This window comes from Pseudomonas sp. S1(2024) (assembly GCF_046557535.1).
On sequence record NZ_JBKGFP010000001.1, the window covers coordinates 93,405 to 106,101 of the forward strand.

At 55.2% G+C, this 12,697-nt stretch carries 13 protein-coding genes and 4 tRNA genes; 11 read left to right on the forward strand and 6 right to left on the reverse strand.

Features of this window, described 5'->3' with window-relative positions:
- The first annotated feature begins 198 nt into the window (after positions 1-198).
- The 8 genes from ACLCGK_RS00500 (at position 199) to ACLCGK_RS00535 (ending at position 3,065) form a co-directional block, all read left to right on the forward strand.
- Complete coding sequence (locus ACLCGK_RS00500; RefSeq protein ID WP_410950818.1) at positions 199-408, forward strand: hypothetical protein; 210 nt, start codon at positions 199-201, stop codon at positions 406-408.
- Positions 405-563: a hypothetical protein gene (locus ACLCGK_RS00505; RefSeq protein WP_410950819.1), complete on the forward strand. Its 159-nt coding sequence runs from the start codon at positions 405-407 to the stop codon at positions 561-563. The genes ACLCGK_RS00500 and ACLCGK_RS00505 overlap by 4 nt, the downstream gene beginning before the upstream one ends.
- A 63-nt stretch (positions 564-626) precedes the next feature.
- Positions 627-884: a hypothetical protein gene (locus ACLCGK_RS00510; protein WP_410950820.1), complete on the forward strand. Its 258-nt coding sequence runs from the start codon at positions 627-629 to the stop codon at positions 882-884.
- A 554-nt stretch (positions 885-1,438) separates the two neighbouring features.
- A tRNA-Ser gene (locus ACLCGK_RS00515) sits at positions 1,439-1,528 on the forward strand.
- A 75-nt stretch (positions 1,529-1,603) separates the two neighbouring features.
- Positions 1,604-1,690 (forward strand) — tRNA-Leu (locus tag ACLCGK_RS00520).
- A 47-nt stretch (positions 1,691-1,737) separates the two neighbouring features.
- Positions 1,738-1,811 (forward strand) — tRNA-Gly (locus ACLCGK_RS00525).
- 479 nt (positions 1,812-2,290) lie between these two features.
- Positions 2,291-2,367, forward strand: a tRNA-Arg gene (locus ACLCGK_RS00530).
- Positions 2,368-2,516: 149 nt separating this feature from the next.
- Positions 2,517-3,065: a hypothetical protein gene (locus ACLCGK_RS00535; protein WP_410950821.1), complete on the forward strand. Its 549-nt coding sequence runs from the start codon at positions 2,517-2,519 to the stop codon at positions 3,063-3,065.
- Positions 3,066-3,067: 2 nt separating this feature from the next.
- Here the strand turns inward: ACLCGK_RS00535 and ACLCGK_RS00540 are convergent, their stop codons facing one another.
- Together ACLCGK_RS00540 and ACLCGK_RS00545 are read right to left on the reverse strand one after the other, a co-directional pair.
- Positions 3,068-3,799 (reverse strand): hypothetical protein, encoded by a 732-nt coding sequence (locus tag ACLCGK_RS00540; RefSeq protein ID WP_410950822.1) that lies wholly within the window; start codon positions 3,797-3,799, stop codon positions 3,068-3,070.
- A 37-nt stretch (positions 3,800-3,836) separates the two neighbouring features.
- Positions 3,837-4,625: a DUF262 domain-containing protein gene (locus ACLCGK_RS00545; RefSeq protein WP_410950823.1), complete on the reverse strand. Its 789-nt coding sequence runs from the start codon at positions 4,623-4,625 to the stop codon at positions 3,837-3,839.
- A 125-nt stretch (positions 4,626-4,750) separates the two neighbouring features.
- Here ACLCGK_RS00545 and ACLCGK_RS00550 point away from each other — a divergent pair, with 125 nt between their 5' ends.
- Both ACLCGK_RS00550 and ACLCGK_RS00555 read left to right on the forward strand, forming a co-directional pair.
- Positions 4,751-5,044, forward strand: coding sequence for a hypothetical protein (locus tag ACLCGK_RS00550; RefSeq protein WP_410950824.1), 294 nt, complete (start codon positions 4,751-4,753; stop codon positions 5,042-5,044).
- An 86-nt stretch (positions 5,045-5,130) separates the two neighbouring features.
- A complete protein-coding gene (locus ACLCGK_RS00555; RefSeq protein ID WP_410950825.1) occupies positions 5,131-5,979 on the forward strand; it encodes an ATP-grasp domain-containing protein in 849 nt (282 codons plus the stop codon).
- Positions 5,980-6,155: 176 nt separating this feature from the next.
- Here ACLCGK_RS00555 and ACLCGK_RS00560 read toward each other — a convergent pair whose 3' ends face one another.
- The 3 genes from ACLCGK_RS00560 to ACLCGK_RS00570 form a co-directional block, all read right to left on the reverse strand.
- Positions 6,156-7,682, reverse strand: coding sequence for a hypothetical protein (locus ACLCGK_RS00560; protein ID WP_410950826.1), 1,527 nt, complete (start codon positions 7,680-7,682; stop codon positions 6,156-6,158).
- A 50-nt stretch (positions 7,683-7,732) separates the two neighbouring features.
- A complete protein-coding gene (locus ACLCGK_RS00565) occupies positions 7,733-8,221 on the reverse strand; it encodes a hypothetical protein (protein WP_410950827.1) in 489 nt (162 codons plus the stop codon).
- Between the two features lie 193 nt (positions 8,222-8,414).
- Positions 8,415-10,685, reverse strand: coding sequence for a hypothetical protein (locus ACLCGK_RS00570; RefSeq protein WP_410950828.1), 2,271 nt, complete (start codon positions 10,683-10,685; stop codon positions 8,415-8,417).
- A gap of 136 nt (positions 10,686-10,821) precedes the next feature.
- On the opposite strand from ACLCGK_RS00570, the gene ACLCGK_RS00575 reads away from it, so the two are divergent.
- Positions 10,822-11,388, forward strand: a complete 567-nt coding sequence (locus ACLCGK_RS00575) for a hypothetical protein (protein WP_410950829.1) — start codon at positions 10,822-10,824, stop codon at positions 11,386-11,388.
- On the opposite strand, the gene ACLCGK_RS00580 is transcribed toward ACLCGK_RS00575, so the two are convergent.
- The gene (locus ACLCGK_RS00580; protein WP_410950830.1) at positions 11,385-12,659 is read right to left on the reverse strand and encodes a hypothetical protein; all 1,275 of its coding nucleotides are present in this window, start codon (positions 12,657-12,659) and stop codon (positions 11,385-11,387) included. The two genes, ACLCGK_RS00575 and ACLCGK_RS00580, sit on opposite strands and share 4 nt — an antisense overlap.
- Positions 12,660-12,697: the final 38 nt, after the last annotated feature.

Genomic DNA, 12,697 nt, shown 5'->3' on the forward strand with positions numbered 1-12,697 from the left:
GGGGCTCTTATGAAACCGTACCAGTGCCGCTTGCGGCGTGACTTCAGGGTGGAATAGCAACCTACAGCTTCGGCTGGCAAGCAAGGGGGTTCGCGATCGGTGCAGAAGGCTTGGGCACTGATAGGCGCAACCCCCTTTTTGTTTTGGATTTGTCAGTTAATCTTGGTTAGTTAACGCTCATAATTCAGGTAATTTGAAATGCCGACCTCCGCCGCGATCCTCCAGGACGATGCACAAGATCTGGTGTACTCAGCCAATTTCGATGTGTCAGTGTCGCAGGCCTTGCTCGTCAGGGCCAAGAGCTCGCACATTCGAAACAAAGCCTTGCATCAAGTCATCTTCACGAACATCCACCCGTGGCGTGCAGGTGGTCTGGTCGTGGGGGGCGCGAAGAAATTGCCGCGTTGATCGAGCTGTTCGACAACGCCCAAGTCGGCTATGTGCTGCTTGCTGGCATTTCTTGCCAACTAGACAGCGTCCTGCTCATGGCCAAACGCGAGCAGAAGGTCATGCTCGTGGCACTGGGGGCTAACAGTGAGGCCGAGGCATTTTGGAAAGCATAGAAGGGTGTAATCGACAGCTTCGTCACCGAACGTGCTGCGGGCGCTGCAACTGACGCCACCGCAATGAGGGCGCCCTTTCCCATTGCTGTGCTGGCGGGCTTCGAGTTCCTGGAGGTGGAGTTCCTGGCGCAGTGCGCGCAGACGCTGGCGCAAGTGCCTATGTCGTTCATGACAGCCTTGAGTCTCGCAGAGCTCAAGGTGCAGGCAGTACTAAGCAATGATGTGGGCATGCTGGGCCGCTGCGAGAGCGCGGCAGCCTGCTGCAGGATAGCCACTGAGCGCATCCCCGCGTTTCGGTCGTATATCTATCAAATGCGCTAGGGCAGTAGGTCGCTCGCGTGCCTAGGACGCGAGCTCTCAATGGGGTCAATCTCAGCTCCTGTGACCGACTGTGGAGCGGCTCGGCAATGCCGGGGAAACAATATAAACCGAAAGCGCAATCCTGCGCGGGCTTGCCGAGGCCCACCAGAAATTTCCTTCCCATGCTGTTACCGCACAGCGCATTCCCACTCTTGGCATAGCCTGTCAGCAGGGGCGGCACAGCAGCATCCTTCCAGAAAGTTTCGTAGAATCAATAAAATATCAAATCGAGTATTGACGGCCTCCAGCGATGACAATATACTGAGAACTCGAAAGGAAGCCTGTAGGCAGGCAAATTTTCCGGGATTCGAGAGAGCGGCAACCACCGGCTCTGGGTAATCGAGGGAAAGAAAAGCTCAGCGTTTCGGTGGGGCGATGTCTGAAAGCCCTCATCACCTAGCCGAACCGCCCCACTGAGCAATAAGTAGGATGGTGGTCTCTACAGCCCGAAGTCACGACCGGGCCCAGTTCGAGCGACAAACTAGAGTGTTGGCTGACAACAGCCCATGCTTTCCGGGCAGATGGCCGAGTGGATTAAGGCTACGGTCTTGAAAACCGTCGACGGGGTGACTCGTCCAAGAGTTCGAATCTCTTTCTGTCCGCCATATTCGCGGAAAATCAATAGCTTAGGCTGTTGACCTGAGGTTAAATCTAGATTAAGATTTGAAATAGCAACAAAAGCCCTGATGGCGAAATTGGTAGACGCGCAACCTTGAGGTGGTTGTACTTTCAATGGTGTGGGAGTTCGAGTCTCCCTCAGGGCACCATTTTAGTTGAACGGCTTGTTTTCCCATGTCGATCAACAAATGAATGCGCGGGTATAGTTTAATGGTAGAACCCCAGCCTTCCAAGCTGACTATCCGAGTTCGATTCTCGGTACCCGCTCCACCTTTCAGCTACATCAACTCATGTTGGTGGTTCGATGTTCAATAGCGTTGGTTTTGCAATCAAATCCGTTATTGTCAGTGTCCTGGTCTTGGTGTGTGTCACCGCCCTGACAGTGTTCTCGCTCGGCGCTTTTGTCGGCAAACACATTTTCGATGGGCTCCAGCGCCACAAGATCCTGGCTCGCCTCAAGATCTGGCGACAACATATGCTACACAAGTAAGCTGCAAGTGTCATTTAAATTCACGCACCCTGGGGCGCCAAGTGAAAGAAACCACTTGAAATCCAGGCTGTAGTGGAGAGTGTTTCGCCTGAAAACATTGTCCACTACTGACCATAAGGTTTATGGTTGGCTAGCCGGGAATGAAGTCTAGGCTTCATACACCTGTGTTATGCGAGTTCGGCGGTCGGGTGATGCCACTGGGTTCATTCCCCTGTCAGGTCGGTTCGAGTCCGGCACTCGCTACCATGCACTGCCTCATGCGCTTGTAGCTCAGCTGGATAGAGCGTTCCCCTCCTAAGGGAAAGGTCGCCCGTTCAAATCGGGCCAGGCGCGCCATTTCTGTGAACATATTCATGACACCTGGCTTCGACTTCTGTCATGCTTGAAGCAAGTCAGCCATTCGCCAGGCGTACCCTGCTTTCGCGCCACCTACAATGCGCCCCTCTGCTGTGGTACCCTCGACACTCGAACGCGGAGTACCCCTAATGCACCCTTCCCTTGAAGCTGAGATCAAAGCTGAAAAACAACGCATGACCTTTGTTTTCGGCGACATCAAATCGGCGCTGCTCAAAGCCTTCCGGGCAAATCAATTTGCCTACATCTATGAAGAGACCCTGGATGGCAACTACTTCTTTAAACTGAACACCGCCGTAGATCCTGTGTGGGACGACATAATGAATGGTTCATTCAAAGTGGGTGATCATTTCAGTTGTCAGCTGCGGGAAGGCAAACGCGAGGTTTTCTTCCAGTTCAAATACAAGAAGTCCATCACCAACCTCTACGATACTGAGCGCTACTTCCACCCTGAGCGCACCGAAAACAAACCCGACATGTTCATGTTCGTTAAGACAACGGGAATCACCATCGTTGCCCTTTCTGAGACAGAGCTGAACCCTGAACATTGCTTGAAGCTGCTCAAGAAAGAAGCCCGCAGCATCATCAGCTATGACGACAACGACAATGTCGTGATCAAAAAGTCAGCTGCCAGAAAAAAAGCCCCGGAGGCTGGCTCGTGGGGCTTTGATCTGAACTGATATCAGGCACCGGATGGTTCAGGTGTCTGCTCCTGCACCTTGATGCTGTAGCCCTTGCTCAGCCAAGCATCATGGCCCGCCATCAGGTCTTCGATCACAGCCTTCTTCGACACGATGGTAACCGTCTCGCCCTTGATGTTGACAAAGGTTGGCGGTTGCAACGAGCGTCCGTCTTCCGAGACGGTGAAGCCCATGAACTCGAAGAATTCACGCTCAGCCCCCGGCTTCTTCGGCGAGCCCACGTTGCTGACGGCCTCAATGGTCTGATCACCCCTGGAGATCAGGTACTTGTGCCGGCTGACACGTCGGGATCCAGGCGCTGAGCCTCCACGGCGCTTGCTTTTGGCGATGCCTTGTTGGGTGTGTTGGATCACCAGCAGGCCAATTTCGTAGGCCAGGTCTTTAAAGTCGCTAGGGAAAGCCTGCAAGAGCTCCTGGAATGTGAACTCCTCGGCGAACTTCACCAGGCGCATCGCCCGCTCATGCTCGGTGTCTTTGGCCCTTTTAAGCTCTTCCGTAAGTTTCAAGATGCGGTCGATGTTGCGATCACCCGCTGCCTCCTGAATCTGAGCAGTAAGGTCTGAAAGCTGTCCGTCGTTTTTGTTCTCAAAGAACCGCTCAACGACTTTCTGCGCCGTATCGCGGGCTACGCCCCCAACTTCATCGCTGTTGATAGCTGCCCTATACAGCGTCTCGAAGTCATTGCTTGAACTGTCAGGGGTGTAAGAAGTCATGCCGGCGTGTCCTTAATGAGATGAAAATACGCACATCTTACGGACATTCAGGCTCAGGAGAAACATCTGCCGGTGGTTTAGGTGTCCAACCTACCGCCCGGTCGAAATCAACTTGGCTCATTTGTACGCCAACACGGCAGATCCTGAGGAAAATCGCTCTGGCTTCTTCTGCTGTCGCATCCTCAATGGTGGTCACGGTGACCCTGGCATCCCTGAAGGCCTCTGCAGCGGCTTCAAACTGTGTAAGGAACAGATCGATTTCGTGTTCCGACTTGAACGTCTCCCAATGCAGGTACAGTTGCCGCAGACCCTTTTGCGTAGCCACAGACTGTTCCGCTGAAATTGAGCGCATCAGCATCCATGCGGGCACGCGCAACCCCTCTTGTGCCAAAGCACTGGGAACAAAGATTACAGAACCTGTATCCCCGTCAAACACCAGCGCCTCCCCCGATCCCCACGTGGCTTTCTCTGTGCCTGACAGTTGAGCGGTGACCAAATCTGGCCTCATATTCGCCAGCCACATCAGAGTGGCAAGGCGGTTCTGGCCATCCAGGAGCAGGCTGAGCGGGGTATGACTTTGCACATCCTTGAGGATGGCGACAGGGCCAAGCCGGCTGCGTGAAAGCTGAGACAGGTTGGCCTTTCCGTTCGGTTGCCACAACAAGAAACTACCAATCGGGATTTGCTTCAAAATTGAATCAAACAGGGTCTCTACATGCGCCTTTTCCCAAACATAGGGGCGATTCATATCTGCTGGCATCAACCGGCCAGTGGTGGCATCTGCCAGCAAGCTCGCGAGAAAACAGGCGTTTTGTACGGTTTTCATAGGGTCACCTTGTGGCTAAATGCCATCCTTGATGGATCGTGCTTGCCGCACATTGTGGGTATCAATTTTGGACAGTAGTCGCTAATATGCGGCGCTTTCTCAGGTACGAGGGTGAAGTAGGCAACATGAAATGGTATGTAACGCAGAATACATCTGACTCCCGCTATCCAGAATGGGCCCGGTCGTTCGCCATCACCGAGGACGGCTTGATCTTGTTGCCGGCAGCGCTCGCCGACGCTGAAAATGAAGCCATGATTGCTATCTCGGCCTGCGAGCAAACCGGTAGCCCTACTACTGCCTACCTGGGACACCTCTACGTTAGCAGCACCTGGCTCAAATCGGAATATCCCGACATCGCCGAATTGGTTACAGAGCTTGAAGCAGATATCCAGAGTATGGGCGTATTGTCTCGGCCCTAATGGAGCATTGGCCAGGATGGCCCCTCCCCTCTACCAATTTAAACCTTGATTATGCCAATATAGCTCTAACTAAAGAGGGCTATGCAATGACCGGAAAAACCCCATTTGACCTGGACAGTTTGTTTGTCATTCCTGAGTTTGACGAGAGTCAAATGAAGACCATGATGGCGGAAGCCTACGAGCGTTGCCAGGCCAACCCCAATGCATTCTCCAACTGGTTTCCCGCCGTCGAAGTGGCTGGTATCCGCCATCCCAAGACCTCCACGATCACGCTGAGCCCCGAGCTTCAGAGCACGCTGCTTGACGGCAAACCCGCCGATGCCCAGGTTGAAACTCAAATTGATGCATTGGTGCAGGCCATTCAGACGTTCGGCACCGAGCATGGCTACCCGCTGTTCATCAAAACGGCCTTCACCAGCGCAAAGCATTACTGGTCAGAAGCCTGCGCCTTGCCCGATGGCCAGCCGCAAACGATCCTGGCTCACGTCTGCGAGCTACTCAACTTCCAGGGCATGAACGGCATTGAGACATTCACCCCCGAATTGGTCGTTCGAAAAATGATTGATGTTGCCCCGGTCTTCACGGCCTTTGAGGGCCAAATGCCGGTCACGGAAGAGTACCGCGTGTTCGCTCGCGATGGCGTCATCGAAGGGTACCAGCCGTACTGGCCAGTCGATTCAATTCAAAAACCGTCCATTGCCGCCTGGCAAGAGGCCCTGAAGGCGATATCCAACCCTACAGGGAAAGACCTGGATTTCATGATCAACGCCTCAGAGCGCATTACACGCAGCCTCAAAGGGTACTGGAGTGTCGATTTTCTTAAGGACAAGGAAGGCAAGCTCTGGTTGATCGACATGGCCGAGGGCCATCGCAGCTACCGCAACGAAGCGGACTTTCGAATCATTACGCAACCTGAGCAAGACTTGAGTTGCTAAGCCCCACTCAGTCGGGGCATGCGCCTAGCTTCCAGGCGCAACCCGGCTGAGCATTGCAGGAACCCGCACACCTGATTCTGGTTGCACGCCTGCATCTTGCGTTAGTCCAGTGGCAAGCGGAGCTCAGGATCTGCCGGCGACAGACCATGCTAATCGAAGTCAACCAGATCTTCAGCTCAGAGGCCTAAATCCCCGGACAAGGCTGATTCCAGACCTGCGTCATCCAACTTGGCAAGCAACACGGGATCGCGAGGCAGCTTTGCAATCATTGCTTGCTGGCAGATGGCATGTTTGAGCAGGTCAAACCAGGCCGCAGCGGCTTCTGTGCAGTAATCTGGCGCCAAGTACAGACCAACCATGCTGCAGATTTTCACCGCAGCGTTGCGATAGCCATCCCAGATTTTATCAAGATCATCTTTCTGTAAGAAAGCCAACGACGCTTCGGGTCGCACGATCTCCCGCTCAATAACGCCAAGCATGGCCTTGCGCAGTACAGGGTATGACGCTAGCTCCTGGGCATTCAGGCGTGTGAGTACTTCCAAATGTGACGATTGAGCAGCATCTGTGCCCCAGGCGGCACTGAAAATCTGTGCCCAGGCGTTTTCTCCCATAGTATCCAGGGTGCCCTTGAGGAAGCTACTGTCCGTCAGGCGCTGCAGGAACCGGGTTGGGCCTTGCATGAGCTCAGGATATCTGGCCAGCTCAAGCCAGAACGGCTGCAGGTGGAATTGAGATTCTGGATCAGCCGAATCCAGGGGGAAGGCAGCAGCCTGGGCGAGCCAAGGTTGTGCTTGCGAGCCCACCCCCAGCTGCGAAAGGTTGGCCAGGCGAAGAGATAACACCCTCCTTGCCACACCAGTACCTTCGTTGGTCATTGGGGTCTGGCAGGCGTGGGCAAAGGCCTGATCGAAGATCTCATCGAGTGCTTCAATCCCCAGAAAGCGCGCTACCGCTTCATGCACCTGGGCAACCTTGTCTGCATCAGGCAGATCGAGGCTCAGGATGACCAGGTTGGTCACGGCGCCGTCACGGATGACATTCGGCGTAAACAGCGCTTGCGCCAAAGGATGGTCTTGCAGTGCCTCAACGACAGTCTGGGCGCCAAGCTGTTGGAACATCACGCCCATTTTCAAGACGTTTTCCGGTTTGTCCAACAAGGCCTGCCCGCCAGGCTGACGGGTGAGTTCATCCGCAATCGTCAATTGCACTGCGGGCTGGCAAAGCAGCTGTTTCCACCGAGGGCTGATTTGGTCAGTCGCCACATGATACGGAGTGATCACGCCCAGTAACATCATGCGCAGCAGATTGGAGGCTACCATGTGCTCATTGGTGGCCAGTGTTGAGGTGCTCTGCAGCATGCCCAGTGCCAGCACCATCGAACGGGCGCTCGCAGATGACGCAATGCCTGGATGATGGCCGAGGATCAGTGGTTCGCCGAACCGGCTCTCAACCTTCGCTGCGGATGCCCAGTAGGGGGAAGCGCCCTCCCTCAGCAGCGCATGAATCGCCGGCACCGAGCCCAGGATTTTGGCCCAGGCATTGGCTACGGGTTTGTCCGCATCAAGTTTGATCCCTGCCTCAACCAGTTTGCACATGATCGGCCCAATCCCATCATCAGGCTCAAGTGCAAGGGCGGCTTTTTCGGCGCGACTATGCAGCAGGTTTTTTAACGGTACCAGTGGGTCGTTGTCGGCAGCTTTCATGGCGATCTCCTTTGATACATGGTAGCGCGAGCGACCCAGTGGACAAAACCCTATCCTTCCATCTGAATAATGCTGTGTGCTTCCCGGTGTGGGCGCAGACGCCCTTCCCTGCGATCAGCAGGTTTTCGCGCACGCAGGTCGGGCGCAAGCCCTGAGAGAATCAAGGTGGAATGCTCCTGGATCAGCGCTTCCTTCAACGCCCGGTAAAGGGTTTCAAGTCGGGTGGCGACTTCCAGCGGTACCAACTGCTGCTGATCTTTGAGCGCGAGCAGGTTCATGGACAGAGAAATCGCTTCAGGGGACGCCAGAATGGTCTCGCCCAGTTCATTCCTGACCGGGATGCGACTGACCGCATCCCTGAGAACAAGAGCGATAGCGCCGTTGGCGAAGAGGCGATACTCCCATTGTCCGTCCTCCAGCGGTGCACCAGCTCGGCATTCAGTGCCACGCATGATGTGCATCTGCAGGGAAGCCCCTGATTCACCCAGGACTGTGTTAAACGGCTCAATATTCGGATCAATTAAAGCATATTCAGTCACAACAGCCTCCTGTATTAAAGGTGACTAAATTATGACGAAGTATCACGGATATTGAAACAATGGCCTTTTGACGTCAAATAAGCGGCATATTGATAGCAAACTTGCCCAGCTGAAGTGAGTTGCCGGGTGCGCTACCCCTGCGCTGCGGGCATGAAAAAGCCGGGTTTCCCCGGCCTTTCTGATTACCAGTTGATCAACCGACCGTGCGCTTGGCCATCCGGTCAGCCACTTGCCCCAGCGGGTTGTCCCAACGGTGTTCCGGAACTTCTTCCAGGCCGTCCCGCACGATCTGCTCGAAGTCTACTTCCCCGGCTGCGTGGGCGAGGTTCTCCATGGCCTTGGCCACCTGTTCTTCGAACCCGGCCTCTTTGAGAATCTTTCTGGCCAGCTCTGCCTCGATCGCCTTTCTACCCTGGTCGTTGAATGTGCTGCGCAATACCTGGTAATCCGGCACGACTTTCTGCTTGTACGGCTCGAACTTCTTGTCCAGCCATGCCAGGAACTGTGGCGAGGTCATGGCGTTCAGTTCCACCCGGCGCGTCTGCAGCCAGTCGGCCCAGTAGCCCTTGCCATCTTCGCCGTCATATTCATGGACATAGTTGGCGACCGGCAGTTTGCGTTTCGAATCGCTCGCTTCCTTGAAGGTTTCGACCTGCAGACCCATTACATTGACCGCCTCCCAGGGATCAAGGCCAAGATTAATCACTTTTACCTTTCGGGCCCCCCTGGCGCGGGTGGCTTCGGTCAATGCCTGGTAGATCAGCGTGCCCGAGGCATCACTGTCGTGAATGCAGTAGAAGTACAACTCCTCTTCGGAGTCGCCGAGCAAGTCGATGACGTCACGTGCGGCCCTTGATGCAAAGCCCTTGCTGGTCAACAATGCACAGTCATTGCGCTCCGGCCACTTCGTATCCTTTAGCAGGTTATTGAATCCCTCTTTTTCGAGATAAAGTACGTGCCGGATGGTGTGGGCTGGGCGTTGGTATTTCTCGACGTTCATGGTGCCGAGCGGGATGTCTTCGCCGAGGTGCGGATGGTACAACGTTCCGCGTGCATCGCGATAGATACCCGGCAAATCTTCGCCCCGCTCGGCTTCAATGTCGGTGATCATCTGGGCGAAGTAGTTGTAGTCAGGCTCTTTGCCGAAGGCCTCCAGCATGTAGGGTCTTACCGCATAGAACAACTGGCGCAGGGAGTAGCGATAGCTGCCATCGCCACTCGCCTTGGCGATCGCGTCGTCGAGGTTGTCAGCGATGACCGAGCGCTGCGAGATGACCTTGCCGGCGCTGTCTTTGGCCGCCAGGCGTCGGGCCTTGGCGCAAGCTTTCTTCAGTGCTTCTGCAAGTGGTGCAATATAACGTAACAGATCAGGTTCCTTGCCGTCTGTGGTGATTGGCATGAACGGGGTGGTGATGTTCACATACAGGGTAACGCCTTTGCGCCCCACCTCGAAGCCATGCGATAGCCCGCAGCCGAAAATACCCACCTTGGTCGACGGCTTGATGCGGGAAATGCGCAGGTCACCGGTTACTGGTGTGCGGTTGACCAGCAACGTGATGGTGTCCGAAGCGTCATCGTTCGAGACCGCATAGACCTCGATGCTGTATGGCAGGCTGCCTGCAATCCCCGCGCTCTTGATCGGAATTTCGCCTTTCATGTGCTGATAACCGAAGCCAGAGAATGCGTCGCCCATTTTCCCCAGCTTGGCGGGCGACAGCTTGGTCGACTGCTCACGCAAGGCGATCAACAGGTTGCGCGCCACATGGTGGTCGATCTGTGAAGCGATCCGGCCATTGGCCAGGTCACGGGCAAAGGCAGGCTTGATACCGTGGAACAGCTCCAGGATGTCTTCGACCGGGCGATCACCGCTGGCCGCGAACATTTCAAAAAAGGCCTCCTCCTCGTACCACCAGGGGGAGGTTTTGCCCTTGTACACGTCACCCAGCGGAGCCATGCTGATGGCCACTTCGGAAAGGCTGAGCGAATCGCGATTGACCGGAATGGCGTCACCCAGGCACAAGGTGATGCGGGTGCCCTTGTATACCGAGGATGCTTCGGTCTCGACCGAAGTGGAGCCGTCGTTCTGGGGCGTCAGAATGAATTTCAGGCCGAAGTTTTCGACCGTCAGGGTGCCTCGGGATGCCAGGACAGCGCCGACCACGACACGCAGGCCATTACCCAGGGCGCCGCGCATGGGCAGGCGGATCAGTTTGGAGGAAATCAGTGGACGATTGATCGAGAACAGCCGTGCAATGTAATCCGGGTCAGCCGAGATACCAGGGCCATTGTCGGTGATGACCACGCCTTCCATTGTGCGGTCAATCGTGGCTTTAGCGCCGGCATCGAGCGCGTTGTCCACGAGCTCCTTGCAGCAGATCTCCGCCAGGCGATCGAGCGGGACACCTGCCTTCTGGCCGATGGTGCTCAGGTTGCGAAACAGTGTCCACTCTTCACGTTGAAACATGACCGGTCTCCGCTGGGATTTAATGATACCGAGTATACCTAAAATTGGGCCGTGTGCCAAGCCTTTGTTCAGATTCTTCCGTGGTAATATCGCGGCATTACCGCAAATCGGTTTGAGAAAATATTGGAGGTCAGAAATGAACACTCGACTACCGGGGGTTGAAAGCGTCGCGCTGCACCCCGCTGTTCAAGCGAAGATCGAGGCCATGCAGAAGGCCCGTCGCCAGGAGCTTGTATTGCTCAAGGGTAGCGCGCTGGGTTTTGCTGAATGTCAGCTGGAGTCAGGATCCGAAGGCGAAGAATATCAGGCCAGCGTTGTAGCGAGGGTGAATGAAGCCTTCGATCGCCGAGAGCGCTACCTGGCAAATGTTCCATTGGCCCTAATGGCATTTCCCACTTGGCTTTTCTTATTGGTTGCTACTATTGCCTGGCTGGTGGCCTCAGTGTATCGAGGCTTATGGATCGCTGGAGAACCGGTCTTTCTTGTCACCCTTGGGTTTTTGGTCATCTTTCACGCGATCATTCACTTCGCCATTGGTTTCAAAGCCTTGTGGCATGAGCTTTGTCTTCACAAATGGGCCTGGTCGCTTCTCATCGCTTTGATCGTGTTCTGCTCGGTCGTGAGCACCAAAGCAATCGTGAGCGATGATTCCCCGTATTGCCTGGACGAGTTCAATTTCTCATACCGTGCAGACTTGTATTAAAGGTTCAGATCATCTTCCAGGAACCCGGCCAACGACTCTTCGTTCCCCAGTATGGCCAGGGTATCCATCAGCAGCTTGTCCATGCTCGGGTTATCTGGACGTTGCCAATTGAGCCTGGACTCGATCACGGTGCTGTCAGCCAGATCGACCTGCTCGTGTTGGATCTCCGCCGAGAGCAGGGCTGGATCGCTCCGGGTGATCAAAGGCCCCTCATAGATGTTCATGGCTGCGGCCCACTGAGCGCCCTCATGCTGCTGATTGGGAAGCTGCCTGCTTACCAGCAGGGCCACCTCAATGGCGCCTTCGAGCGAGCCCGTGGTGCCGACCAGTTGAATGCGCTCTACAAATCGATGTTTGGTCAAATCAAGAGTCATCCCATTGTTCACGCGATCAACAGAATTGTTTTTTCTATGCTCCTCCAGCGTGGCGTACACGAAGTAGCGCTGGATGTAGCGATCTTCTCGCAGCCAATGCTGGTTCTCGTTTTCAATGTAGGTGCGACCCATGATGTCTTTGCGGGATGCCCCTTCGCTGATCTGACACGGTCTCCCCCATTCCAAGCCTGGTGGTGTAAGCAGCTCAGGGATGCTGCAGTCGGTCAGGAGCTTGAAAAGTCTGTCTAGCGATACCTGCGCCGTTGGACTGGCTTGGTTATAGAAATCAAGCAAGCTCTGCCAGTCGATCGTTGGTTCACGTCGCTCCAGGGCGTAGGCCAGTATGCCAGTCAGCGACTTTCTCGCCAGCATCGAATCCATTTCCTGGGGGCGGAACTTTGGGGTGGAAGCTGTCAAGGGTTGGGCGGATTCCGCGCCAGGTTCTTGCGGGAGCTGGGCATCGACAGAAACCGACTTGTCCTTGCTGAATGTGAATAGCCCTTGCAGGGCTTTCAAGAAACCTGGCCTGGAGGTGAGCGTTTCTTCAGCTTCAGGTGTCGGGTACTGCGCCGGGGTGATGGGCGCTTGGGGCGCCTCAGCAGCCAGAGGCGGTATGTCATCCGAGGCTGCAAGCACAGTAACCTTCGCCGCAGGCTTGAACAAGTCATCATCATGGCGTGACTGGATGTGTCGCAAATCGCCGAGATCGCGGATCCTGAGCGACTTGAAATCGAGGCCAAGCACTGAAAACAGCTTCGCCTGATCAGCGCTTTTCAAGCTCAGCAAAGGCGCGTCGACCCCCTCCCTGTCATACCTCAGGATCGAGCGGTATTGCTCCAATTTCTCGGAGTAGTACCGGTAGTGGTAAGGGTCGAGTTTTTCTATCAGTGCTGGCATGGTGCTAAGGTCTTTGGCTGGTGGTACCGAGGTCGACG